The 22583-nt window shown below is 69.1% G+C and carries 24 protein-coding genes; 7 read left to right on the forward strand and 17 right to left on the reverse strand.

The genetic code is table 11. From position 1 onward, the window contains the following. Positions 1-453: 453 nt before the first annotated feature. The gene (locus ACIBH3_RS28290) at positions 454-705 is read right to left on the reverse strand and encodes a hypothetical protein (RefSeq protein WP_396314922.1); all 252 of its coding nucleotides are present in this window, start codon (positions 703-705) and stop codon (positions 454-456) included. Then, the gene (locus tag ACIBH3_RS28295) at positions 702-1052 is read right to left on the reverse strand and encodes a hypothetical protein (protein WP_396314923.1); all 351 of its coding nucleotides are present in this window, start codon (positions 1050-1052) and stop codon (positions 702-704) included. The genes ACIBH3_RS28290 and ACIBH3_RS28295 overlap by 4 nt, the downstream gene beginning before the upstream one ends. Before the next feature lie 242 nt (positions 1053-1294). On the opposite strand from ACIBH3_RS28295, the gene ACIBH3_RS28300 reads away from it, so the two are divergent. Next, a complete protein-coding gene (locus ACIBH3_RS28300) occupies positions 1295-1873 on the forward strand; it encodes a hypothetical protein (RefSeq protein WP_396314924.1) in 579 nt (192 codons plus the stop codon). 396 nt (positions 1874-2269) lie between these two features. Here the strand turns inward: ACIBH3_RS28300 and ACIBH3_RS28305 are convergent, their stop codons facing one another. Together ACIBH3_RS28305 and ACIBH3_RS28310 are read right to left on the reverse strand one after the other, a co-directional pair. After that, the gene (locus ACIBH3_RS28305) at positions 2270-3838 is read right to left on the reverse strand and encodes a replication-relaxation family protein (protein WP_396314925.1); all 1569 of its coding nucleotides are present in this window, start codon (positions 3836-3838) and stop codon (positions 2270-2272) included. A gap of 1275 nt (positions 3839-5113) precedes the next feature. Next, positions 5114-5524 carry a RidA family protein gene (locus ACIBH3_RS28310; protein ID WP_108154447.1) on the reverse strand — a complete coding sequence of 137 codons (411 nt, stop codon included), beginning with the start codon at positions 5522-5524 and terminating at the stop codon, positions 5114-5116. Between the two features lie 425 nt (positions 5525-5949). Here ACIBH3_RS28310 and ACIBH3_RS28315 point away from each other — a divergent pair, with 425 nt between their 5' ends. After that, positions 5950-7077, forward strand: coding sequence for a hypothetical protein (locus ACIBH3_RS28315; protein ID WP_396314926.1), 1128 nt, complete (start codon positions 5950-5952; stop codon positions 7075-7077). Between the two features lie 87 nt (positions 7078-7164). Here ACIBH3_RS28315 and ACIBH3_RS28320 read toward each other — a convergent pair whose 3' ends face one another. Continuing rightward, positions 7165-8013: a hypothetical protein gene (locus ACIBH3_RS28320; protein ID WP_396314927.1), complete on the reverse strand. Its 849-nt coding sequence runs from the start codon at positions 8011-8013 to the stop codon at positions 7165-7167. Positions 8014-8451: 438 nt separating this feature from the next. Between ACIBH3_RS28320 and ACIBH3_RS28325 the strand changes: the two genes are divergently transcribed. Further along, positions 8452-8877, forward strand: coding sequence for a BrxA/BrxB family bacilliredoxin (locus tag ACIBH3_RS28325; protein ID WP_396314928.1), 426 nt, complete (start codon positions 8452-8454; stop codon positions 8875-8877). Positions 8878-8988: 111 nt separating this feature from the next. Here ACIBH3_RS28325 and ACIBH3_RS28330 read toward each other — a convergent pair whose 3' ends face one another. Both ACIBH3_RS28330 and ACIBH3_RS28335 read right to left on the reverse strand, forming a co-directional pair. After that, positions 8989-10314: a hypothetical protein gene (locus ACIBH3_RS28330; RefSeq protein WP_396314929.1), complete on the reverse strand. Its 1326-nt coding sequence runs from the start codon at positions 10312-10314 to the stop codon at positions 8989-8991. A gap of 280 nt (positions 10315-10594) precedes the next feature. Then, positions 10595-10801 carry a hypothetical protein gene (locus tag ACIBH3_RS28335; protein WP_396314930.1) on the reverse strand — a complete coding sequence of 69 codons (207 nt, stop codon included), beginning with the start codon at positions 10799-10801 and terminating at the stop codon, positions 10595-10597. Between the two features lie 143 nt (positions 10802-10944). Here ACIBH3_RS28335 and ACIBH3_RS28340 point away from each other — a divergent pair, with 143 nt between their 5' ends. From ACIBH3_RS28340 to ACIBH3_RS28350, 3 genes are all read left to right on the forward strand, one after another. Continuing rightward, positions 10945-11463, forward strand: coding sequence for a hypothetical protein (locus ACIBH3_RS28340; RefSeq protein WP_396314931.1), 519 nt, complete (start codon positions 10945-10947; stop codon positions 11461-11463). A gap of 5 nt (positions 11464-11468) precedes the next feature. After that, positions 11469-11675 carry a hypothetical protein gene (locus ACIBH3_RS28345; RefSeq protein WP_396314932.1) on the forward strand — a complete coding sequence of 69 codons (207 nt, stop codon included), beginning with the start codon at positions 11469-11471 and terminating at the stop codon, positions 11673-11675. Positions 11676-12278: 603 nt separating this feature from the next. Further along, positions 12279-13532, forward strand: a complete 1254-nt coding sequence (locus ACIBH3_RS28350) for a S1 RNA-binding domain-containing protein (RefSeq protein ID WP_396314933.1) — start codon at positions 12279-12281, stop codon at positions 13530-13532. Between the two features lie 136 nt (positions 13533-13668). Here the strand turns inward: ACIBH3_RS28350 and ACIBH3_RS28355 are convergent, their stop codons facing one another. The 3 genes from ACIBH3_RS28355 to ACIBH3_RS28365 all read right to left on the reverse strand — a co-directional run bounded on the left by ACIBH3_RS28355 (position 13669) and on the right by ACIBH3_RS28365 (position 16602). Beyond that, the gene (locus tag ACIBH3_RS28355) at positions 13669-14094 is read right to left on the reverse strand and encodes a hypothetical protein (RefSeq protein ID WP_396314934.1); all 426 of its coding nucleotides are present in this window, start codon (positions 14092-14094) and stop codon (positions 13669-13671) included. A 394-nt stretch (positions 14095-14488) separates the two neighbouring features. Further along, positions 14489-15397: a nucleotidyl transferase AbiEii/AbiGii toxin family protein gene (locus ACIBH3_RS28360; RefSeq protein WP_396314935.1), complete on the reverse strand. Its 909-nt coding sequence runs from the start codon at positions 15395-15397 to the stop codon at positions 14489-14491. After that, on the reverse strand, positions 15394-16602 hold the full coding sequence (locus tag ACIBH3_RS28365; protein WP_396314936.1) for a type IV toxin-antitoxin system AbiEi family antitoxin domain-containing protein: 1209 nt from the start codon (positions 16600-16602) through the stop codon (positions 15394-15396). Before ACIBH3_RS28365 ends, ACIBH3_RS28360 begins: the two co-directional genes overlap by 4 nt. Positions 16603-16973: 371 nt before the next feature. Here ACIBH3_RS28365 and ACIBH3_RS28370 point away from each other — a divergent pair, with 371 nt between their 5' ends. Continuing rightward, positions 16974-17519, forward strand: coding sequence for a hypothetical protein (locus ACIBH3_RS28370; RefSeq protein ID WP_396314937.1), 546 nt, complete (start codon positions 16974-16976; stop codon positions 17517-17519). A gap of 211 nt (positions 17520-17730) precedes the next feature. Here ACIBH3_RS28370 and ACIBH3_RS28375 read toward each other — a convergent pair whose 3' ends face one another. The 7 genes from ACIBH3_RS28375 to ACIBH3_RS28405 all read right to left on the reverse strand — a co-directional run bounded on the left by ACIBH3_RS28375 (position 17731) and on the right by ACIBH3_RS28405 (position 22452). After that, positions 17731-18150 carry a MarR family transcriptional regulator gene (locus ACIBH3_RS28375; protein WP_396314938.1) on the reverse strand — a complete coding sequence of 140 codons (420 nt, stop codon included), beginning with the start codon at positions 18148-18150 and terminating at the stop codon, positions 17731-17733. After that, a complete protein-coding gene (locus tag ACIBH3_RS28380) occupies positions 18147-18665 on the reverse strand; it encodes a MarR family transcriptional regulator (protein ID WP_396314939.1) in 519 nt (172 codons plus the stop codon). The genes ACIBH3_RS28375 and ACIBH3_RS28380 overlap by 4 nt, the downstream gene beginning before the upstream one ends. 667 nt (positions 18666-19332) lie before the next feature. Continuing rightward, on the reverse strand, positions 19333-19926 hold the full coding sequence (locus ACIBH3_RS28385; RefSeq protein WP_396314940.1) for a GIY-YIG nuclease family protein: 594 nt from the start codon (positions 19924-19926) through the stop codon (positions 19333-19335). A 460-nt stretch (positions 19927-20386) separates the two neighbouring features. Next, complete coding sequence (locus ACIBH3_RS28390) at positions 20387-20632, reverse strand: DUF6213 family protein (protein WP_396314941.1); 246 nt, start codon at positions 20630-20632, stop codon at positions 20387-20389. Positions 20633-20775: 143 nt separating this feature from the next. After that, complete coding sequence (locus ACIBH3_RS28395; protein ID WP_396314942.1) at positions 20776-21195, reverse strand: hypothetical protein; 420 nt, start codon at positions 21193-21195, stop codon at positions 20776-20778. A 130-nt stretch (positions 21196-21325) separates the two neighbouring features. Continuing rightward, positions 21326-21988 (reverse strand): hypothetical protein, encoded by a 663-nt coding sequence (locus tag ACIBH3_RS28400; RefSeq protein WP_396314943.1) that lies wholly within the window; start codon positions 21986-21988, stop codon positions 21326-21328. Beyond that, positions 21988-22452, reverse strand: coding sequence for a DUF2199 domain-containing protein (locus tag ACIBH3_RS28405; protein WP_396314996.1), 465 nt, complete (start codon positions 22450-22452; stop codon positions 21988-21990). The genes ACIBH3_RS28400 and ACIBH3_RS28405 overlap by 1 nt, the downstream gene beginning before the upstream one ends. Positions 22453-22583: the final 131 nt, after the last annotated feature.

Genomic DNA, 22583 nt, shown 5'->3' on the forward strand with positions numbered 1-22583 from the left:
GCGCCGGGTGCGTTCTCGAAGGCGGGGTGGGCGCGCCGGGGGCGCGTGCGGGTCGGCGCGCCCGACTGTGGGGCGCGCCGGGTGCGTTCTCGAAGGCGGGGTGGGCGCGCCGGGGGCGCGTGCGGGTCGGCGCGCCCGACTGTGGGGCGCGCCGGGTGCGTTCTCGAAGGCGGGGTGGGCGCGCCGGGGGCGCGTGCGGGTCGGCGCGCCCGACTGTGGGGCGCGCCGGGTGCGTTCTCGAAGTTGGACGCAAACCGGGCTCCTGCTCGAGACTGGTCTGACTGGCAGTCAGATGTATCAGTCTTGGCTTGCCAGGTGATCCCGCCGAAGATGGGGTGTGGGCCCGGCCTGCGCCCCCTTTTCTCAAACACCAGCCACCCCATAGTCTGATTCTACCGAAAGTGCGATCCGATTGTTTCAGACTTCGCCTGTAAGGACTTCCCGCCGCTGGACCTAAAGGGACTGGGCGCGGAGGATGTAGACGCGTTCGTCGCGCAGGACAATCATGTACCAGAAAATGCCGTCTTCGACGTCAGCGGTTTTCATTCTCTCGCCGGGCCCCTGATAGGTGGTGCCGTCCAGGTAAAGCGCTGCGGCGGCGCGGACGATCTCGTCGGCCTTCTTCTCGACCTGGGCGACGAAGGCGAGCGGTGCGCCGGCTACGACGCCTTCCTCGTCCGGGTTGTACTCCCATACCCAGGTCATCCGCGCACCGCTTCGGCGGCGGCGTTGACAATGGCTCCGGCGAGGGCGGCCTGCTGCCTGCGCTCCTCCGGCGTCTGAGCGTGGTTGGCGAGGTACTCGGCGCGGTGCAGCTCGGCGAGTGTCTCCGGGTGGCGCGCGATCTCAATGTCCACCGCCCACTTCGTGGTGAAGCGCAGCAGGGGCTTGAGGCTCTGGCGCTCCACCGCCTCCGTCATGGCGAGTGCCTGGTCTGCGGTCATCTCGGTCAGTCGGTGCGGGAGGAGGGCCGCCACAGCCTCGTACAAGGCCAGGGGCGTTCGGGCGGGCCGCGGGATCAGCTCCGGACCATGGATCGGCTGAACGCTCATCGATTCCTCCCTCTCAAGTACCCAGGACACCGTACGACAGCCAGCGCGCCGAGAGGTGGGTGCACGGCTTTTCGGGGAGGGGCGGCCGTCCGGCCCCCACCCCGCCCCGCCGCGCCGTAGGGCGGGACGCAGACCCGGGCTCCGGCCTGCGCCGACACCCACCGTCCAGCCCTGACCGGCTGTCAGTGATGCTCCAGACCCGGCCGCTTCGCGGCCGCGGCCGCAGGCGTAGTGTGCCGGCTGTGATCGAACTGAATTTCCGAGTGAAGGACCGGAATCGTCCGGTGAAGTCGTACGTGGTGCTGGCCGTTGTCGTCCTGGTAGCCGAGGGGCTCGCCGCGTTCGTCCGGCTCGGCGCGGTGGGCTTCTCCTGGCTGGCGGGCGGGACCATCACCCTCCTCGCCCCGCTTCTCTTCCTGTCGTACCGGAGCTGGAGCCGGGTCGGGGCCGACGGAATAACCATCTGTTGGGGCCTTGGGCATGGCCGCACCTACCCGTGGCGCGAGATCCGGTGGATCGACGTGCGCGAGACCAAGGGCCAAGGCTCGTCGTCGCACGCGGTCCGGATGTTCCTGGAGGGCGGGCGGCGTCGTTCGTTGCCCGGGCTCTACCGCAGTGCCATGCATCCCACCCCCGACTTCGACGAGCAGTTCCAGCGGGTCGTCAACTGGTGGGAGCTGAGCACGGACCACGCCGCACGGGTCCAGCCCCCAAAGCAGTTCCGGGACCGGCTGACTCCCACCGTGCTCGGCCTCGTCGTCGTACCCGCCATCACTGTCGTCGTCACGGCCGTCGCTCTCGTGGTCCTCGCGCCGCACTAGGGTCTCTCCCGACAGGCCCGGCGCTGATCCGAGCGTGCAGACCATCCAGGCCCGCAGCCCAGCCCTCCACCTCGTCAACCGTGACATCCCCACCCATGGCTGCTCAACGGACGACTTTCGAGCCAGTCACATCAACTGCGGCTGCAGTGCTAATCGGGTCTGAGTTGCGGATATCACTTCCCCGCAGGCGGGTTTGCTTGGGGTGGTATCGCGTGACTCGCGGGCCCGGGGAAAGCGCATTTAGTCTTCGGTGGCGTTCCGGGCGGGCCCTTGTGAACGAGTAGCGCTCTACTGTCGATCGGCTTTCGACTTCGCCTCTGGGGAATGGCATCCAGGAATGGGCGGCGGGTACCATGACGTGAGGGTCGCGGTACCCGTCAGCGGGTGATTTCTGGGCTAATTCGAGCTGCGGACGGGCCATTGCCTGGCGTGGAGTTGGCGCATTTCCCACCAGGGATCGTTCAACTGCCCCTTGCGGGCTTGGCGCTCTTCGGCGCGGGTGGGCTTGGGCAGGAGGAGCCTGCCCAGTCCGTTGTTGAGGCGGTGACTCTGGCAGGAGGGGCACTCCAGAGCGTCGGCGGGGGCTTCCTTGGTCAGTTCCTGGCCGGAGCCGAACGCGCCGCCCAGAGGGCCCTTGCAGGTCCAGCAGGGCCAGCGCTTGGCGTGGGCGTCGCGGACGGCCTGCTGCTTCTCCTCCCGCTCGGCCTTCCATGCCTTGTTCCGGCAGTCTCCGCAGAGCTCGGTGCCGTCGCTGGGCCTGCCGTGCTTGATCTCGTCCTGGCGGCGGTTGCAGCCGGGGCAGCGGGTGGCCTCCAGCCGCTTCTCCAGGGCTTCGTGGGCGGCCTGGTCCTCGGCGTCGAGGCGGGCCTGGACGCGGGCGCGGTACTCGGTGTGGGCGAGGGCGTCGTCGAGGGTCTGCCACTCGTTGGCGCCGAAGCGCCACCAGATCGCGGCGTGCGGCCCGTGTTCCTTCAGCTGGTCGAGGTGGCAGGCCAGGATCGGGATCCGCTTGCTGAAGTCGAGCGGGGCGAGGCGCGGCGGTGCCCAGTGTTGGACGGTGAGGTCCTTGACCTTGTTGAGGAGGTTGTTGAGTCCTCGGGGGCCGGCGCCGCCGAGGACCAGGGCGATGGGCGGCAGGCTGTCGGAGCCGGCCATCATCGGGTACTTGCGCCGCCAGGTCTTCAGCTTCTTCGCTTCGCTGTGGTGCCCGTCGTGCTTCGGGTCGTTGTAGGTCAGGGCGAAGTACTCGGCGTACCGCTCGAACTTCGCGGCGATGAACTCGGGTGTCTCGTTGTGGAGGTCGACTTCGACCAGGAGCACGGGCACGCCGTCGGCGGGCGCGGTGAGGACGGCGTCGGCAAACTGGTTGCGCTCGCCCGGCAACGGGTGCGGTGCCTCGGTGATCCAGTCAGCGATCGTGCCGATCGGCTCGCCGGGGGTGGCCGGGCTGGTGAACGCCACGATGGTGTCGTTGACCGCCATGGCGTGCGGGGCCCCGGTGGCGCGGCCGACCGAGCGGGCCCGCCCGCCGATCTTCCGCTCCGAGGGCAGCGTGGACTTGGCCGCATCCAGGCCGAGGTCGGTCAGCCCCCAGATCACCGCCCCGGCCCCCGGCGGCCGGACGGGCCGGCGCTTCGGCGGGCGCACCGGAGCGGGCCCAGCCGCCTCGTCGCCGCTGTCGGCCGGCTCCGGCTGCTTCGGGATGCCGGAGGTGGTGCCGCGCTGCTCGGTCAACTTGTTCTTCGCGAGATCTCGCAGCCCCGAGGCGACCGTGTTCGGCTTCTCGTGGTCGGGCTGGGCCAGCCGCCAGACCTGCTTGACCGTGGCGACCTTCAGCACGCCCAGCACCTGGAGCACGCTGTGGCGCAGCGGGCCGGTGGATCCGTTGGGGTAGGCCTTGGCGCGGACGAAGTTCGTGCGCTTCTTCGCCGCCGGCTGTTCGGCGGGCTCCTGGTCCTGGCTCATCGCTGCTGCTCCCCGTGTCGGTGATCTTCCGTCTCTCCTTCGATACCTCATGCCACCGACAGCCCGGCCCGGCGCCCGCCGCCATCCCCGCCCCATCACCCAGCCCGATCACCGAGCGGGCAGGCCGACAGGCCAGAAGGAGAAGGGCCAATCAGCGGCCCTGGAGCGCGCAAACCCCGCACGCCCCAGAACCGCCAACCACAACTACCAACAGACAAGGGCACAGAGGGGTTGCCGGGGTTTCGGCAGACCTTGGATTCGGCGCCTGACCTGCGGAAACTCCCCTGCTTCGGTGTTGACCGGTGGTCGGGGAGCTGGAGGGGGAACAGGTCGGGGAACAGGAGGGGGGAATCCTGGGCCCTCCGAAGGGCTCTAGCGGGGCGAAATCACCGCTGCCGGGCTCCCGGCCAGCGTACCCGTGCCGGGGCCGGCGGACACCGTTTCCGCTCGGCTGCGCGGCCTGGTGGGGCGTCAGGCGAGCAGCCGGCCGGTGCCTGCCACCGTCGGGTCCGGAACCGGTTTGGGCGCCGGGGCGGGGCGCAGCCGGGTGGCCGGCGGTGGGGTGCGGGCGGCGGCGAGGTGCTGGGGGATGACGGCGGCCAGGCCTTAGGCGGCCTCCAGGAGGAGCGGGTCCTCGCCGGGGGACGGTCTGTTGGCGGATCGCGTACCGACGCGGGGCGGCCCCAGGGCGGCTGCTGGCGGCCCTGGGGGCCGAGGGCGCGGCCAGGGCCGGGACCGAGACCGCGGCGGCCGGAGGGGTGCTCACGCCCCGTTCAACGAGTCGGGTCCGCCGCGGTGGCGGCCGGCGCCCCGCTCGGAACCATCACGCGGGCGTACGGGCTCCCGAGGTACGGCTTCGCTGGCGCTCGGGGTCGCTCAGGGAAGTTGTCGGCGTTCCCGAGGCCCCTTGTCCGCGCCTGTGACCTGGCACGTCGGCGCCGATCTGCTCGCGGGGAAGGGGACCTGAAACGGGACCCGAAAGGGGATCTCAAAGAGGACTCCGAATGGGACTCCCGTCGGCGGTGGTCGGCATCAGCCCGCCCGCCGGCCGCCCGCGCGCAGCCGCCACACCTCCAACGCCAGGGCGTACAAAGGACACCCTGAGTACTGCAAACGGCACCATCATCGAGACCGGCACAGACTCCTACCGCCTCGCCACGAGCACGAGCTGAGCAGCCCGCCAAGGCCGGCTGACCGCAGCCTACGTTCCTCGGCGGCCAGCCGTCCTGGCGGACGGCTGGCCGTCCCGCGTTCGCGGTGTCCTTGGAAAAGGTCTCAAGAATCGAGCACGGCGGCGACGCCCTCGATCTCGACGAGTTGGTCCTTGTAGCCGAGCACGGTGACGCCCATCAAGGTGCTGGGGACGTCATGGTCAGCGAACAAGTCCCGGACTACCTGCCAGGCAGCCACCAGGTCCTCCCGCCGGGCCGATGCGACGAGGACCCGGGTACTGATGACGTCCTGCAGTGACGCACCTGAGGCAGAGAGAGCGGCCTGCATGTTCTCCATGGCTTTCGCTGCCTGGCCTGCATAATCCCCGATCGCTGCTGTGGAGCCGTCATCGTTCAGCGGACACGCCCCAGCGAGGAAGATCAGGCGTGACTCGGCGGGCGCAGTGGCCGCGTAGGCGTACTCGGCGACGTCGGACAGGGAGGCGGAGCGGATCAAAGTGATGGCACGAGCCACGGTTGTCGGGTCCTTTCCCATCGGATGTTGAGCGCGGACATCCTGCCAACGACCAGTTGGCTTCCGCCTTCCCTTTTTCTCGCCGCCCCACGGCAACGCCGTCATTTCTGCTCGACATTCCCGCACCGGATGATCACCGACTGACTCCGGAACCCATCAAGAAACGCTGTTCGTAGAGATCAACGTAGCCACGGAGAGCGGTTGTCCCCTGCTCTGATCTGCGGCATCAAGGTGCCCGAGGGGCTATCTCGATGCAACCTCCGAGGCAACCTCCGGCCAACCAGCTGAGCAGCGGCCTGGCGGGTGGTCAGCTGTGCCTGGACTCGATAGTTGGCCAACGGGACGGCCTTGTTGGCCAGACGGGACACCTTGGTTGGCCAGGCACGCGGCGATCGGCCGACGAGCGGGCCGATTAGGCTGCGGCGGTGACTCTTCAGCCGCCCCGTCCTCTCACCCCCGAAGCCGCCCAGGCTCTTCACCGCCTGCACGGCGCCGACCTCGCGCCCGGCCTGAGCGAGCAGGAATTGGACGCGGTGGAGGCACGGTTCGGCTTCCGGTTCGCGGCCGACCACCGGGTCTTCCTGGCAGCCGGCCTCCCTCTTGGCAAGGGCTGGCCCAACTGGCGCGACGGTGAGGGCCCCGGCGCACTGCGCGACAGCCTCGGCTGGCCGGTCGAGGGCACGCTCTTCGACGTTCGCCACAACAGCTTCTGGCACCCGGCGTGGGGCGAGCGACCGGAGCAGCCGGAGGCCGCCGTCCAGATCGCGGAGACCTTCCTGGCCGACGTCCCCCAGCTCGTCCCGGTCTTCGGCCACCGCTACCTACCGGGAGCCCCCGGGCAGTTCGGACACCCCGTCCTGTCGGTCTACCAGACCGACATCATCTACTACGGGGCCGACCTCACCGACTACATCCGTCACGAGTTCGCCGGCCTGCCGGCCCAGCTCGACGACGCCCGGGCCACCGTCCCGTTCTGGTCGTACGTCCTCGGGGAGAACAACGGCATCCCCAGACCGGCCACCTACACGACGCCGTACGACCCCTACGCCCGCACCACAGAGGAGGCGCTCACCGACCTGCGGATGCTGGCCCTCGAACGCTCCCTGGGACGACACGTCAGTGCCGACCGGCTCATCCAGGCCGGTCTGGTCGCCCTCGTTCTGGACGTCGACACGCCCTCACTGCGGCTGCTCGCCGGGCTCGGACGCTCCGAGGAACCGCAGGCAGCGGGACTCTTCGACCAGGTCATGGACGAACTCGGTCTGCTGGCCGGCCTCCCTGTGGAGGAGTCCGAGATCCGCTGGGAGCTCGCTCACTGGTGGCTCACCCTGATCGTGAACGACAGCATCCACCCGGCCACCGGCGCTGACCTCCTGGGCCACGAGGCATGGGCACCGCTCGGCTATCCCGAAGCGCTGCACTCGATCGCCAGCGACGGCGCCGAGTACGAGAACTGGATCCCCGCCTTCGCCGACTCGTTGGAGACCATCACCGCGAGGATCATCGCCGAGGCCACGCGACTGCTCACCGGCCCCTGGCCACCGCTCTCCTGACCCACTGCACCACCGAGACGTCTTCATCTGCACCAACAGCTGGCCAACAAGACTGTTCCGTTTGGCCAACTATCGAGTCCAGGCACATCAGCGCGGGTTTGGGTGCTGCCAGGCGCCGGCGGGCAGGGCCTTCGGGCCGCTGTCGCGGTGGGCGGCCTGGAGGGCGGCGATCGCGGTCAGGGCGGTGGGGTGGAGGGCGACCTGGTGGTGGCGCGGCTCGCGGACGAAGTGGTCCGGCCGGCCGGGGCCGCCGTGGAGGATCGCCGCCCACTGGGGGACGTCGTGGATGCCGGCCTCGACCCAGCCGACCGGTCGGCCGTGGTGGAGCAGGACGTGGACCTTGCGGGCCTGGGGCCCGACGGCGTCGAGGTCGCGCCACATGGTGCGGGCCCAGCCGTCCGCGAGCGGGCGCACCCACTCCCACGGCCCGTACCGCTCGGCCGGCCGGGCGGGCACCTCGGCCTCGCGCCGGCGGCCCACGAGTTCACGCCAGCGCTCTTCCGCCGACTGCTCCGGGGAGCGGCCACCAATGCTTTGACCTGCGGCATCAAGGTGTGCCGGGGGCGGCGCGTCACGGTCTGCGTCACGAATACCCGGCCCGGGAACAGCGTCGGCGGCCGGGTCGGCGGCGAGGGTGGCGGCGGTCTCGGCTTCGGGGCCGGCGGCGACGGCGCCGCGGTGACGGTGGTGGAGCTCGGCCTGCTGGAGGATCCGGGCGAGGACGTCGGGCAGCACCTGGTGGAGCAGCGCGAGCGCCTGGTCGGCCTCGGCCGCGGTGTCGGCCTCCAGCGTGTGGAGGTAGTCGTGGACGGCGTTGTCGACGTCCTCGGCCAGGCTCACCAGTTGCTCGGCCACGGTGCCGGTCGGGGCGGTCCAGGGCAGCACCGGCAGCAGGGCCGGGGCGGGGCTGGCCGCGGTCGTCGGCGCCGCACTCAAGCCGGTGACCGAGCCGGAGCCAGGTGCCGGGAGCGGTGCGGTGACGACAGGGGCCGGTGCGGGCGTCGGCGCCGCTGACTTCCGTCGGCGCCTGTACGCCGCCGAGCGGCAGTTCGTGTCGCAGTACTGCGGCTGGCGGCCGCGCCTGCGCTCGCCTGCGGCGAGTGGCTTCCCGCACGCCAGGCAGTGCGGGACGTCCACCGGGCCCACCTGGTCAGGAATCACAAGATCAGGCTACGGGCGGCAGCGGACATCGTGACGCCTTGATCGTGATTTCGTGACGGCCAACCTGTTGCGCGACCCCGTCACGCCCCCGCCCCGCTGCGCCCGTCGCCGTCGCGTCACGCCCGGGGCCGGTGAGCCCGGCGCAGGCCCGGCCGCCTGGCAGGGATTCAGCTACCGTGAGTTCAGTCCTGTATCTCTACGTAAGGATTGTCGATGCCGTACTCACCGCTGCTGGTCAAGCCGATGAAGGACGAGCTGACCGCGATCGGCTTCACCGAACTGCTGAGCGCCGAGGACGTCGACCGGGCGATGGAGGAGGCCAAGAGCGGCATGACCCTGGTCGTCTTCAACTTCGTGGACGGCTGCGCGGCCGGCATGGCCCGCCCCGGGGTCCGCATGGCCCTAGACAACGGATCCAAGCGCCCCAACCGGCTGCTCACCGTCTTCGCCGAGCAGGACCTCGAAGCCACCGCCCGGATGCGCTCACACCTCGCCGACATCCCGCCCTCCCAGCCCTCCATCGCCCTCTTCAAGGACGGCGAACTCGTCCACTTCCTCCCCCGCCACCGCATCGAAGGCCGCGACGCCCAAGCCGTGGCCGACGACCTCACCGCCGCCTTCGACGAATTCGGCCAGTAGTCCCGCCCCCACTAGGCCCTGCGGCCCCACAGCACCAGCCGGCCCCGGAGCGCCACGCGCCCGGGGCCGGACTCGTCGACGCCTCTGATGGTGGCGCCGGACCGTCCTGGCTCAGACGAGCCGCCGGCTCAGCGCCACGTGCAGGAGCGAGAGCGCGTACTGCGGCTCGGCGGCGAGCACGGGCTGGCCGTCGTCGGCGTCGATGACGAGGCGCCCGTCGATGAACGTCCCCCAGCCGTTGCGGCCCTGGCGGCCCTCGCGGACCTCCTCCACCCAGCCCACCAGGCGACGGCCGAGGTCTCGGACGGCGAACACCCCCGGGTCCGCTTCCCAGCCCTCCACCAGCAGGGTGGCGTTCTCCGCGCTCCAGGTACCGGTCGGTGCGCCCAGGCCCCGGGCGAGCGGCGAGCGGGACGTGCGCTCGCCGGCGAGCGCCAGGCGCAGCCGGCCGAGTTCGTCGACAGCCTCGGCGACACCCTCGGCCGTGGCCTCGGCGGCGGGAGCCGCCGGTTGCTCGGGGACGCCGGACGGGGCGCTGCGCAGCACGTCGGGGTGCAGCGCGGTTGCAGAGCCGGGAGCGGGGCCGGCGGATTCGACACGCGAGGAAACGGCGACCCGGGCGGCGGGCGCGGTGGCGGCACGCTCGGGAACAACCTGGTCCCGGGCCGGGACAGCCTCGGGGACGACCTCGCCGGCGGCCGGGACACGCGGGTAGGCAGCCTCGGGGGATTCGACGCGCGTCGGAACGACGTGGTCACGGTCAGGGACAACGCCAGCGGCGGGGCCGGTGGATTCGACGCGCGAGGATTCGACCGAACCGGCGGGCGGCGGCGCAAAGAGTGCGGCGGCCGGAGCCGAGGCGACTGCGGCGGCTGGCGCGGCAGGCAGTGCAGTGGGCTCGGTCTCAGCGGGTGCAGCGGCGGCGCGCTCGGCCCGGCCCCGGGCGGCGGTCATCTCGTAGCGCAGCACGTGCGCCTTGCGCAGCAGACGCTGCGTCGCGCCGGTGACACTGCTTTCCAGCAGCTCCAGCGCCCGGCTGCCGCCCGGGTCCGCCCCACCTTGGCGGGCCTGGTCCAGCTGCTCCAGGAAGCGGGCCGCGATGCGCTGCACCCCGGCGGCGAGCTCCAGCAGTTCCTGGGCGCCGCCGTCGACTCCGGCCGGGATTTCGACGCGCGAGGCAATGAGGGCGTCGGCGATGGCGTCCTGCTGGTCCTCGGTGCGGCGCTTTCGGTACGCCCGGGAGGAGCAGGCCCGGCCGCAGTAGACCGGCCGGCGGCCGGGACCGGCGGCCCGCAGCGCGGTCCCGCACTCCGGGCAGGCCGGCACCGGCGCCTGCGGCTCGATTCCCCGCGCGTCGATTCCGTCGACGGCGGGGTTTCCTCGCGCGTCGATTCCATCGGTAGCCGCGTTTCCCCGCGCGTCGAAACTCTGTTCCATGATCGGGAGGGTAACCGGCACCCCGGACACCGCCGCACCGCACCCCCTTGCGCATGCGCAAGGCCGCCTCCCGACCCCCTTGCGCAGCGCACCGGCCGCTTGCGCAGTGACCCCTCCCGAGGCACTGCGCACAGCCGCGCAGTCACCCGCCTGGACCGGGCGACTGCGTACGCACTCCGCATCCCGGCCTACGCGCCCGGCCGACCTGCCCCGGGCCGAGGACGTTGCCGGGCGACCCGCGGTGGGCGCAGGAGGACCAGAAGCGCCGAACCGCGCCGAACTAACCGGCCGCGGTGAAGGAGATTCCGCCGGGGCCGAGCGGCCTGCGCGCACCGGCGGCGGGCTGCCGGGAAAGGTCGGGTTCCGGAGCCGGCGGCTCCTGGAACAGCGAGCGCTCCACCGGCAGCAGCCGCTCACGACCGCTCTCGGGCTGGTCGGCGGAGGGCTCGGAGAAGGGCTGCCACAGCGGGCGCCGGTCGACGGTCATGATCAACAGTGTGGCAGTCACGACCGCCCCCGGTGACCGAACCAGACGATCCGCCGGTGTCGACGGCCAGTAATCACTGGGGTGCGTGACCTTGATGGCGGTGGTGAGGTTCACCGGCCATGACGAACGTGGACGCCTAGCCGGTGCGCGAGCACGGCGCCGGGGACGAGGACCAGGAGCAACCGGACCGGGAGCGGCAGGCGGTCAACGAGCTGCTGGCCGACGCGGCGCAGGCGGGTCGGCGGGCGGCCGGCTGGGTGCGGGAGCTCGCCGAGCGGCAGCCGGACAACGCCCACCGGGTGGTGCTGTACCGCGCGGCGGCCGCCGTCGAGCTGGCGAGCGGGCGGGAGGTCGTCCCGGGCGGCGACGGCCAGCTGGCCGAGGAGCTGGCCTACGACCTGGCGGCGAACGTGGTCACCGGCAGCCCGTGCGCCCAGGCGCTGCCGGAGCTTGGCGCCGGTGAGCGGGTCGCCCTGGTGGCGGTGTGCACGGTGGCCGCGGCGATGCCCGGCGCGGTGCTGGGCGAGCTGGAGCGCGAGCTGCCCGCCCTCGCCGCCACGATGGAGGCCGCCACCGAGGCCGGCCGGGCCGCCCGCCCGAACACCGGCGACACCGGCCGGACAAAGGAGATCCCTTCACCAGGGGAAACCAGGGGCCGATGACGCAGATGACAGAGGTGACACAGCCCGCCGTGCTGTGTCACCTCTGTCCCAGGTCCGGCGCAGAACGCCTATACGACCGCACCTACTACGAGGCGTTCACCGCCGTCGAGAAGCAGGTCCGACAAGACCTCGCCGCCGGCCGCCAACACCTGGCCGAGGCCGAAATGCAGCGGGCCGCCCGCTCCCGCCGTCGAGGGCACACGACCCCGTAGACCCGCTCCTGCAAGCCCATCCCGAGCTCATCGACGGCATCAGTTATCCAGGGTGGGCTGGTGGTCTTCTGGCATGTGAGGCACGGTGCCCGGTCTCGACATGCCTGAACGGTATATGTGGGTTGCAAGGCATGTTGGGCACCGATCCGCAGGAAACGATTCGACGGAAGCGTCTCGCACAGGAGTCCACGAAGCGGTTCGACCGAACCGCTTCGTGGACTCCTATGCGAACGACCGGCACGGCCGGCTCCAAATGCTCCGGGGCCAAGGCACTCATGCTGCCGTTCGGCCAGAGGCAGCGAAGCGGGCGGGCACACCCGGATTGGCCAGAGGCCAATGCTCAACGTCAGGCACAGCCTCACGTGCCAGAAGAGCGGTTCTGACCTGCGGGATCAGGTGGTTAACCCTCGATAACCCGGGACGCTGACCGAGTCCGTCAAACCAGGGCGCCCGACCGCGTCGCGGGATCAGGCGCTCCGGTCTTCGGCGGTCAGCTCCGACCGGGGCGTGGGCAGAGTGGCGTCCTGACGCTAAACGAGTGAACCTGGAAGAAACGGCACCACGTCCGAATCCGCCACCAGTGCGGACCAGGAAGGAGTCGACATGCCTTTCACTCTCTTACGCGACTTGGGACCCGAGGCAGGTCACGTATTCGTCGCGATGCCGTACGGCAAGAAGAGCCTCGCAGATGGCTCCCAATTTGATTTCGATCAATTCTACAGCCAGTCCCTAAGGCGCGCGATTGAAGATTGTCAACTGATCCCCGAGCGGGCTGATGATATCTACGGGCCGAACATGGTGATGGACGTCGTCTGGCGAGGCCTACAGAGAGCCGAAATCGTTCTCGTTGACTTTAGCTCTCGGGCGCCAAACGTCGCTCTTGAATTTGGCATGGCCTTACTCATAAACAAGCGAATAATCACCTTGGCGCAGGACTTCAACGATGTCCCGAGTGACGTAAGGGGGCTCTACAAGGTCATCACTTACACATCCAATTTTGCCGACGTGCAGAATATGGAGACCGAGCTTGCGAATCAGTTGGCTGAAATTCGCAGCGAGCACATCCCCCCGGAAATGGCGCTAGTTCCCTTCAGCACCGTCACCAATCCCGCTGTGGATCATGTGCCTGTCACCATAGTCGCAGTGCACAAGGAGTTTGCGATTGTCCTCGCAAACGACGGCTCTGGGCGGCGTGGAGTTCTCGGAAATGACGAGGTCGACTACACGAGGATCATTTTCGACATGACGAAAAGATTCGAGGAAGGCCACGTCATTAAGGACGGCGCTTTCGTTCTCGATCTCGATGGTGGTGCAAGGTACACGCTTCTTGCGGGGCAGACCGACCCATGGCCCCTACTCGCGGCAAGCCACCCCAAACATCAGCGGTTCACTGGACAAGTCCGCTCCGTGAAGCCAGCTGGCATCTTCGTCTCCGTCGATCATGGCGTCAATGGACTTATTTCTATAGGAACACTCGCCTCCACAGAGCGCATTCGTCCAGGCGATGAGGTGGAGGTTGAGATCTATGAGATAGATACGGCTCGCCGGCTAATTAAGCTAAACCTCATAGACTTGGGGCCCTATTCAAAGGGTGAGCGCGTCAAGGGTAAGGTGAGAAAGGTTGTTGCAGAGAAAGGATTCACGCTGATTGAATTGCCCAATACAACGAAGACTGCAATGCTCAATGCCAAGCAGATGACGGACGATATGCGCCGCAAGTTGGACAACGGTGATGTGAAAGTCGATTCGGAAGTCTACGTCGAGGTGATTGAGGTAGACCGTGAACGTTTCCGAGTATCTCTGCGCGAGCTCAACGAAGTCGAGAGGGACGACTTGACCGAGGATGGAGTCGAATGACGTAAGCGCTGGCGCTGGCTACTCGCATGCACCGGCAACGGTCAGGCAACAGCCTTCACGACGTGAAGGCTCGGATGCGTGCCATTGGCGAAGGAAACCCCGCGCGCATTCGGTCTCGTAGTGTGGTGGGACTCACTTACTGTGGATACGCCGTTCGGTAGAGATCGGCGAGCCGCGAGTTCAGTGTCTTCCACTCGCTTTGCAACTCTCCCACCTCAGCCTCGGAGGGGTCCCGCTTCGCTGCCTTGTTGATCTTGGCGAGCCATGTATCGATCGCCCCCGCGAGACTACGGTCGTGGAGCCGGGAGGCAAGAAGCTTGGCGTCGAAGATGGGCATGCCCCAGTACAGGTCGCCTTCCGTTGACTCGACATCCGGAGCAACGAAGCGCACCCAGGCATTCTTTAGAGCGGTTTGACACTCGGTAATCGTCGCATGCTGTTGCAATTTCCAGTCTGTCTTCAGCCGCTGCCTGAACATGCCCGCCTGGAGCCGCCACTGACCAAGCACCGCGACGCCGCCGCCAACGAAAGCTCCGGCAAGCGTGGCCCAGAAGTTGCTCATGGATACACGTTCGCCCCAGAGTGCCACCTACGCAAAAGGGCCGTCGTTGGGGGCGGGAAGGCCGGCGGACGGCCTCGGCCACACGCAGCCCGCCCTGATCGCGGCCTTGGCCTGTGCCGGAGAGGCGAGACTTGCGAGCCGCATCGCCGATACCCGACCACGTGCCTTACGCGCCTGACATGGCCGCTGGTGGTCTGACCTGCGCAAAGATGCCAAAGACCCAAGATAACCGCCGGCCCGACCATGCCCGCCTACAGGACGGAGGGTCGACCCCAGCGCGGTACTGCCGGATCGTCGACAGCCGCTTCAAGGCCACCCAGGCCGTACGGGAGGCAGCCTCCAGCGGCACGGCCACTGCCGTCCGCTGACTTGCTGTCGTCGTAGGGCCTCCCTGTCAGCTCCACTGGCTGGCTGTTGGATTCCATTGGCCACGGGCTGTTCCGTCGAGCAGTGGGGTCATGAATGCCGTTGCGAGCGGGGTTGCGGCTTCGAGGTCGGCGCAGCCGTTGAGAGCGGGTACCGCTGCTGCTGCCTGCCGGTAGCCGGCGGGCCAGGTGTTCGGGTCGGGGACCGTGAAGGCGGCGGGCAGGTCCAGTTGGCCGCCGAGGGCCTGGCGACGGGACTGCTCGCTTTGGATGGCCGCGATCGTGAGGGTCGCCTTGAGCATGTTCTGCTGGGCAATGAGGAGAAGGTCCGCGAGGTCGCGGAAGCGGCTGGAGGGTGTCAGGCCGGGTGGGTGGCTCTCGTACATGGCGCAGATCTTGTCGGCGACGTGGTCGGTCAGCGGGTAGAGCACCACGTCCGGCCAGTCGTCGGGCCAGTCCGCCGGCAGAACGGGTTCGAGGGGGACCCGCTCAGGCTCTCCCAGGGGCCGAAGGTTGGTCATCAGGTCGATGCTGATCGTGTGGACCTTCTCGCTGCCGAGGAGGACGTCGACCTTCAGCTTCACGCCCTGCCCCTTCGGCAGGAGAGTGCTGCCCCGCATGCTGAAGGCCAGGCCGTCGCCGAGATCGAGTGCGGCGGCCTTGCGGAAGGCATCCAGGGCGGCCTCGGGTGCCTCCGCATCCGGGCGGTAGAGGTCGATGTCCCGGCTCTGACGAGCGCGGGCGAACCGCACGAGGAGAGCCTGCCCACCCTTGAGCATCCAGCCGCCCGGATCGTGCCGGAAGATCCGGGCGAGCAGGCGCTGGTAGTAGAAGCGGTCCATCAGCGCGCTGATGGGCAGACCGGTGACCTTCGCCTGCTGCTGCGCGCGGGCCTTGACCGCGGACTTCAGGGCGGTCGGGGATTTGTACGGGTTCACGTGCTCGTTCCTGCCGCGCTGGCTGAGTGCTCCGAGGACGGCTCAGCCGCGCCCAGGGACTTCGGAAGGTGGTTGGTCATGGTCGGGGCAGCCGTGCGAGTCCACGCCGTGGCCGGGATCTTGAGCGCCTCCTGTGACCCGACGACAGCGTCGGCCAGCTTCCCAAGTGCATCCGTGGACAGTTGGATGCCCTGGACGTGCTCTCCAACACGTGTCAGGGCCGAGGCGGTGACGGCGTCGACACCGGGGGCCATGCTCGCCGCGAGGCGTGCGGACAGAGCAACGCGCAGCGGAGCAAATTGCTGGTCCAGGTTGGCGGTGATCGCATCCAGAGCCGGGCGGATCGCGCGGGCGAGGCTGGCTTCGGCTGGCGCCATCGCTTGCTGCAGGCTGGCGTGGATGGACTGGCCGAAGCCCAGGGACACGAGGGCTTGCTGGCCGTCGCGAACGAGCAGGCCGCGATCTGTGAGGATCTCGTCGAGGCCTGTCAGCAGCAGTTCTGTTGCCTGGGCCGCGCCTGCCTGGGCGGCTTCTGCCAGTGCCTGGTCGTCGCGCAGGTGCTCGCCGACGCTTTCGAGCAGCAGCGCGAGCAGGGCTCGGCCGTCACTCGCGGGGGCTCCGTACGCCTTAGCGTGTGGCGCGACGCGGTCGGCCAGGGCGGGGATGTCGAGGAGGCCGGATCGCTGGGCGTCGGCGATCACGCCTCCGATATGGCCGCCGTCGGCCCGGTCGGCCAGCAGGTCCGCGATGGTGCGCTCGGCCGTGGTCACGGGCAGGCCGTCCACGAACGCGACGTCGAGGGGCTCGACTGTGCCGGGTAGGAGCCTGACGTCGGGTTCCCGGGTGGTGCGGCGCCGGGGCACGGTGATGTCCACCGTTGTCGCCGGAATGTCGCCGATGTCGTGCAGGACGCAGGCGGAGCCGTGGGAGATGACACCGGAATCGGGGTCGCCCGTAGGGCGCTGCCAGGCGGCGCGCCCCGGGTCCAGCCGCAGCCACGCAGCGCGGATCTCCAGGTGAGAGGGCTGGCCAGCAACGACGATGCCGTATACGCCGTACCCGATCCGGCTCAGCAGGCCAGCAGCGGCAAGCCGGGAAAGCGTCATCTTGCCGACGCCCGCCTCGGCCGCCTGCGCAGTAGTGATCAGACCCCACTGATCAGCAGCGATCTCCCCCAGTACCTGAAGAGCTTCCTGCCGTCCCATGCAGCAAAGGTAACACTCAGGGCGTTACTTTCGCTGTCCTGACTGGCGGGCGCCGTCCGGCACCGCTGACCAGCGATCCACACGACGCGAGTTGGTCGGCGAATCCGTCCAGGGAGGCTCATCGTGACTGGCGAGCGGCGGACGGCGCAGCGTTCGCGGCGGGCCGCCAGGCCGCCGCCGGCGCGCTGACTTCAGCTGGTGGCAGATCAGCAGCCCGGTAGCCCGGCTACCGGCCGACCGGCCGATCTGGTGACCGACCAGGCCGCAGGGCGGCGCGGGCTGCGGCCGCGCGGGTGATCCTCTGCGGACACGCCCCGATCCCGAGGCCGAACGAGCTCAGGCTCCGGCCGGGTCCGCCAGGGTTCGGGGGCATGAGAGAACGCGACACGATGCCCGAGCCCCTGCGCCGCGCCGTCCGGCATCTGATCATGGAGGCGCTCCACAGCCTCCAGGAAGTCATGGCCCACACCCAGCCCGATTCCCGGGACTGGCGGCGCATGCCGCTGTACCGGGTCACCGACGCCATCGACACACTCAGCCTGCTGGCGGCGGCACAGGCCGCCTGCGTCGCGGAGAGCGGCACCCCTGAACGGGAGGTCGAAGGCTTTCTGCAGCTGGAACAGCAGATCCCCCGCGCCGTGCACACCCAGGAGGGCCAGGAGTACCTGGACGCACTACTCGGCCGCCCCGCCAAGGACCCCGCGACGGCCACGCTCACCACCCTGATCAACAACCGGAACGATCCGACCGCACCGGACGAGTACGGCGACACCGAAGCCGTGCTGTATGCACTCCAGTACGCCCGCTCGGAAGAACCCGCCGCGTTCGACCGCCTCCCGCCTGCGATCGCCGACCGAGCCCGCAGAATCGCCGCGATTCTGGCCGAGGAACCCGCCCTGGCCGCGGTCCCGGCCTGATCGAGCGCTGCGGCCTCGGTTGCGCCATGGCAAAAGGCCCGCCGTCCGGATTCGGCACGGCGGGCCATGAGCCAGGAGGAGTTACTCGTCGCCTGGCCGTCGGGGTGCTGGCCGAACGGCAAGTGGTGAACGGTGGCCAGGTCGTCCTCAGCCTTCCTCATCGCTGCCGCCGAGCTCGGCGGCCTCCATCACTCAGGGAGCCCGAAACGGCCTACTCGCTGTCGGGGACCGCCTTGATAGTGCGGCGCCGCTTGCTCGCAACGTTGCCCACCTTGCGCGGGCTCTCGGCCCGGGCGTCCGGCGTGATCTCGGGGGCGTCGATGGCCTCGGCGACCAGGCGGCGGATCTCGGGGTTGCTCGCGAAGAAGTACCGGGGGTTGACCCGATACCGGGTCGGATCCGGGTGCTCGGTGAGCTTCAGCGCGGTCAGCCGGGCCAGCGCGTCGTGGACAGTCGACACCGACGTCCCGCAGTCCAGCGCGATCTCCTCCACGTCGACGCTGATCTCCGCGAACAGCGCGCCGCGGCTGGTCAGCCACTCCAGCGCGCTGCGCTGGGCCGCGCTGAGGTTGAGCGTGTAGACCGGCGGCATGCCGAGGGTGTCGGGGTCGAAGGTGTGGGCGGCGCTCATCGGCCTTCTCCGTTCTGGACACGTCGCGGGCCGGGGGTCTTCGCGGCGGCCTTCTCCGCTGTCTTCTTCGCCGCTGTCAGCGCCTTGGCGTCCGGCGTGATGGCGGGTGGGTCCAGTCTGCGGCACGCCTGGACCTGCGCATCGCCGCTGCCTTCCCAGAACCGGCGCGGGTTGAGCTGGTAGGTGCTGGAGCGCGGTGAAGTCTTCAGCAGGATGTTCAGCTTTACCAGTCGGGCCAGGGCCGTCTTCGCGGTGGTCTCGGTGGCCAGGATGTCCGCTGCCACTACGGCCGGGACGACCTTCACCGCCGCGCCGGCCCCGCCGTGCGAGCGCACCCAGTCGATCGCTGCCCACTCCGCTCCGGACAGCGCCAGCGAGTACAGCGGCGCGTCGTCGGTGTACGCCGCCAGCGTGTAGCTGCCGTCCAGGGAGTGCGGGGTTCTCGGCCTCGGCGCAGGCAGCGCCTCCCCCGTGTCGAGGTCGACCAGGGCCACACGGCCCCTCCGAACAGCCATCCCCGCTCCTTGCCCCTAACGTCTGGTTTTCCAGACGTTAGCTCCGAAGAACCCGACCTTAGCGCCATGAACCTACAGGACAAGAAGCGAAAAACAACGGCACTCATCGTCGTGTCGCGCATGCTACGCACCGACTGTCCCGCGCGCAACGTCTGGTTTTCCGGCCCTATCGTCTGGTTTTCCGGACGTTAGCGGGTACATCGCCGCAGGTCAGAGCACATGTCCCCTTCTGTCTTTAAACGTGCGCCCGCGCGAATACAGGTTCCCGACCACGGCTGTCAACAGCCACCGACCGCACGTCGCACAACCTGTGACGTCACCTCAACCTGCCACATGATCAAGCCACCTCCTCCTCTGCTGTCAACGCCGCCCCCACCACTCAAACCCAGGCACAGCAAGGTCACCCCCAGTGGGCAGCAGGCCGGGCAACACCGGGCGGCATGATCCACTGGCCACCCACCTACAGCACCACCCGATCCCCCTTTCTCCTGCCGGCACCACCGGGTACTGACGCGACGTCCGGCTGCGTCAGCCCCAGCGGCAGGGGCCGCCCCGAGCACTGTCGCAGGCCTCACGCTCGGAGGATGCAACGGTCACTGACGATGGAGCCCCTGGTCGCACGGGCAGATCCGGCTGGATTTGCTGCGTGCTTCTGCTGGTACCGCGCTCACTTCGCAGTGGCTGGCACCGAGTGGACGAGCACCAGCCGGGGCCGGGGGCGGTCAGCTTGTGGGACCGGCTCAGACAGCGCGTAAAGCGTGCAGCGACCAACCTGTCCGGCAACAACCAGGTGACCTTCGGCCACCAGTCTCTTCAGCGCCTTGGCCGCTGTGGTTGGCGACGTCTGCGCGAGCTTCGAGAGCATCAGATTGTTGGTCCACAGCCGGTCCCCGTCGGGGGCTTCCGCCTTGTAGTGGCCCAGGATGTCCTCAGCGACCTCGGACAGCGGCCGAGCAGGCGTCGCCCGGTCCGGAAGTCTCTCGGCAGGAAGGTACGCCGCAACTGCGGCTGTCACGATGGTGAGGGGGTCCTGCTTCTGGAAGTCGAACCATTCACCGTGCTTACGGAAGTCAGCGAAGCGCTGGTGTAGGTGCTTCTCGAGCCGGGGGCCCCCGGGGAACGTCGCGAGAAGGCGCAGTTCGACCGGGGAGCACGCCTGGAGGTTCGAGAGTCTGACCTTCGGGTTGGCGCTGCGGCCTATCTTCACGGGGCGGGCATGCGGGGAGCTGATCAGATAGACGTACTCGGTCTTCTCTGCCACGAACTCCCCTGCCTGGTGCAACGCCTGGCCACGACTGTAGAGGCGCGCACTGACAGCGGACGGCGCACTCCGTCTGCGAAGGCGTGCCACACCGCAATCAGCTGGCCGGCAAGCTCCACATCGGCTGGCCCTTGCTGAGTGTGCGGCCGCACGGTCAGCTGGCTGCCTGGGCGCAGGCGGAGGGGCAGTGTGCCAGTACCTGAGCTGTTGGGTGCCGCTCTCCCCCGGCAGTCGCACGTCGGACAGCCATAGGCCGGTGATGGGCCGTCCGCAGTCGCCGCTCAGCGGCAGGCCCGTGTCGGTGGTGTCGTGGGTCTCGAAGCAGCCGTCGGCGCAGGCTCGGTCGGGGTGGCCGGTCAGGACGCAGGAGTCGCAGTGCCCGGGTAGGTCGGCGGTGCTGCGGGCGGATGACGGTGATCCGGTGAACCGGTCAGTTCCGGCGGGGCCGCGCTGTCGGTGCTCACCGGCCGGCCTCGGCGGCCGGGACGGTGCGGGCGATGGCTTCGACGTCGAGCTGGTCGGCGAAGTCGGCGAGCGCGGAGCCGAGTAGGCCGACGGTGTACGGGTCGAGGTCGCTGTGGCCGGTGGTCGCCCAGCCTCGCCAGATCGAGGAGAAGCTGCGCAGCATCGCGGTGACGTCGGCGACGGCCAGGTGCTGCTCGTCGTCCAGATCACGCAGTTCGAGCTGTACGCCGATGGCGTCCACGGGTGGAATTCCTATCGTCAGGAGAATTACGGTACGGATTGCCGATCTGCGGTTATCGAAATACTTCGGTTCCGGGTCCTACGGGGTGCTGGGAATTCAGTTTCGGCGACACGAGGGGTGCGGGAGAGTGCTGGCGGGCGGTTTCAGGTGCCGTCGGGCATCTGGTCGGCTGACTCCAGCATCTCGGCGGCTTCGCGCAGCGCGGCGGCAAGGCCGAGGCGGCTGCAGGCGCCGTAGAGGCTGATCCGCAGGCTGTCGACGCCTTCCAGGTCGGCATTCCGGGCCACCACCACGGGTTCCTCGTCCGTCTCGGTGGCGTAGTGGGCGAGGTGGTGGCGGCCGCGTACGCGCATGCTGCAGCCGCTGGCGGGGTCCAGGAGCAGCTGGACGTCGCACTGTTGGCGTTGGGGGTCCTGGTCGTCGGTGACGGCGACGGTCACCATGGCGATGGGGCCGGGCATCAGGTCGGACAGGGCCGTGAATTTCCAGCCGTCGCGGGTGTAGTCGGAGGTGTCGAAGACGTCGGGGTCGGTTTCACCGGTTGGCAGGTAGCGGGTGCTCACGGGGGGTCTCCCCGGTGTCGGGGCGGGTGCCGCCGGTGTGGTCGGGTAGCCGGGTCATGGCAACGTGACCCGGCTACCCGACCTCGTGGCGGGTCCAAGTCAGTTGATTCGTAGCGCGGGCTGCGGGCAGTCAGCCGCCGTGGAGACCCCACTCGTCGAGGCCGCCGTACACGTGAGCTTCGAGGCATTGAGGTGCATCAAGGCCGACAGCCTCGCCCCGGTAGAGGGCGACGAGCGAGTCCCTGCCGCGCCACCATGTGTCGGTCAGGCCCTGCACCTCAGGTACCGGCTCGTACCCGCCAAGGTCCAAGGACTCGACGGCCTTGCCCTTGATCCTTGTGACGGTCTTGGCCCAGCGACCGGCGTGGGCTGCGAGTGCCAAGGCTTCCACCCATCCGTCGGTGCTGGCATGCAGGGCTGTCCAGCGGTGAGCGTCGATCCCGAATGCACCGTCGGGGCCGATCATGAATCCGTAGGCCATGGACACCCGGCAACTCCCGGCAGGGAACGACCAGCCCTCTGCGGCCGAGCCCTCGGGACAGCCGGCGTGCAGGATGCGCGGGCCGCCCTCGTAGAACGGGGCCGGCGGCAGGGCGAGGCCACCCCAGCGGTCCTGGAAGGCCGCGGCCCGGTCGATCTCCACAGCGGGGATGCCGTTCCCGATCCACGCCTCGTGGTACCGCCGGATGCCCTGCCGAGGGACACGAATGCCATCCACCTCGACGAACCGCCGGGCCCTGCCGCTCAAGCCGCCAGGCGCGACCGGGATCGGCGACGCGGAGTTGTCGGCCATCACTGCTGCTCACTGCGCCCGAAGTGGAGTACGGCCGCCGCGATCTCTCGTACGCGGTCGAGAGTGATCCCCGTGCGCTGTTCGAGAGCGAGGGGGTGCTCGGTGGGCTCGAGCTCGACGAAGGGGCACTCACCGAGCGGGCGGGTGTGGACATGCGTCTTCAGGTTGAGGGTCGTGGTCGGGTAGGCCGTCAGGTCGGTGGTGAGCCAGCCGAAGTAGGGCTCCTCGGCCTCTCGACCGGGCTCGTCCCACAGGTCTGCGGCCCGGGAGTAGTTCTCGCGGCTGAGTGAGACCCAGACGCCCCAGGAGAAGACATCGTCGCTTCCGATGACCGGTATCTCGATAAGGCCCTTGACGAAGTAGTGCTGTGCACGGACCACGCACTGGTCCGCCGAGAGTAGGCAGTCCTCTGCGTCCGCGAAGGCCGGATCCCACACGGCCGGGGCCTCGGCTGTGTAATTCATCGGCAGCTCAGAGTGGTTGGCCCCGCAGCACGTGCAGGTGAATCCGAGATCACTGGTCATGGTGCTGGAGCCTAATGACGGACTCCGGTACCGCCTCGGGCGGGAGCCCTTCCCGTCCGCTGCTCTGCGGC

Source organism: Kitasatospora sp. NPDC050543 (assembly GCF_044457565.1).
Taxonomy (GTDB): Bacteria; Actinomycetota; Actinomycetes; order Streptomycetales; family Streptomycetaceae; genus Kitasatospora.

Bases quoted from the DNA above. Each gene is read 5' to 3' on its own strand.
- ACIBH3_RS28355 (WP_396314934.1), bottom strand. From the start codon at position 14,094: ATGAGCAACTTCTGGGCCACGCTTGCCGGAGCTTTCGTTGGCGGCGGC.
- ACIBH3_RS28400 (WP_396314943.1), bottom strand. From the start codon at position 21,988: ATGGCCGACAACTCCGCGTCGCCGATCCCGGTCGCGCCTGGCGGCTTG.
- ACIBH3_RS28405 (WP_396314996.1), bottom strand. From the start codon at position 22,452: ATGAATTACACAGCCGAGGCCCCGGCCGTGTGGGATCCGGCCTTCGCG.
- ACIBH3_RS28370 (WP_396314937.1), top strand. From the start codon at position 16,974: ATGAGAGAACGCGACACGATGCCCGAGCCCCTGCGCCGCGCCGTCCGG.
- ACIBH3_RS28365 (WP_396314936.1), bottom strand. From the start codon at position 16,602: ATGGGACGGCAGGAAGCTCTTCAGGTACTGGGGGAGATCGCTGCTGAT.
- ACIBH3_RS28295 (WP_396314923.1), bottom strand. From the start codon at position 1,052: ATGAGCGTTCAGCCGATCCATGGTCCGGAGCTGATCCCGCGGCCCGCC.
- ACIBH3_RS28350 (WP_396314933.1), top strand. From the start codon at position 12,279: ATGCCTTTCACTCTCTTACGCGACTTGGGACCCGAGGCAGGTCACGTA.
- ACIBH3_RS28330 (WP_396314929.1), bottom strand. From the start codon at position 10,314: ATGGAACAGAGTTTCGACGCGCGGGGAAACGCGGCTACCGATGGAATC.
- ACIBH3_RS28380 (WP_396314939.1), bottom strand. From the start codon at position 18,665: ATGGCTGTTCGGAGGGGCCGTGTGGCCCTGGTCGACCTCGACACGGGG.
- ACIBH3_RS28290 (WP_396314922.1), bottom strand. From the start codon at position 705: ATGACCTGGGTATGGGAGTACAACCCGGACGAGGAAGGCGTCGTAGCC.
- ACIBH3_RS28375 (WP_396314938.1), bottom strand. From the start codon at position 18,150: ATGAGCGCCGCCCACACCTTCGACCCCGACACCCTCGGCATGCCGCCG.
- ACIBH3_RS28335 (WP_396314930.1), bottom strand. From the start codon at position 10,801: ATGACCGTCGACCGGCGCCCGCTGTGGCAGCCCTTCTCCGAGCCCTCC.
- ACIBH3_RS28325 (WP_396314928.1), top strand. From the start codon at position 8,452: ATGCCGTACTCACCGCTGCTGGTCAAGCCGATGAAGGACGAGCTGACC.
- ACIBH3_RS28345 (WP_396314932.1), top strand. From the start codon at position 11,469: ATGACAGAGGTGACACAGCCCGCCGTGCTGTGTCACCTCTGTCCCAGG.
- ACIBH3_RS28305 (WP_396314925.1), bottom strand. From the start codon at position 3,838: ATGAGCCAGGACCAGGAGCCCGCCGAACAGCCGGCGGCGAAGAAGCGC.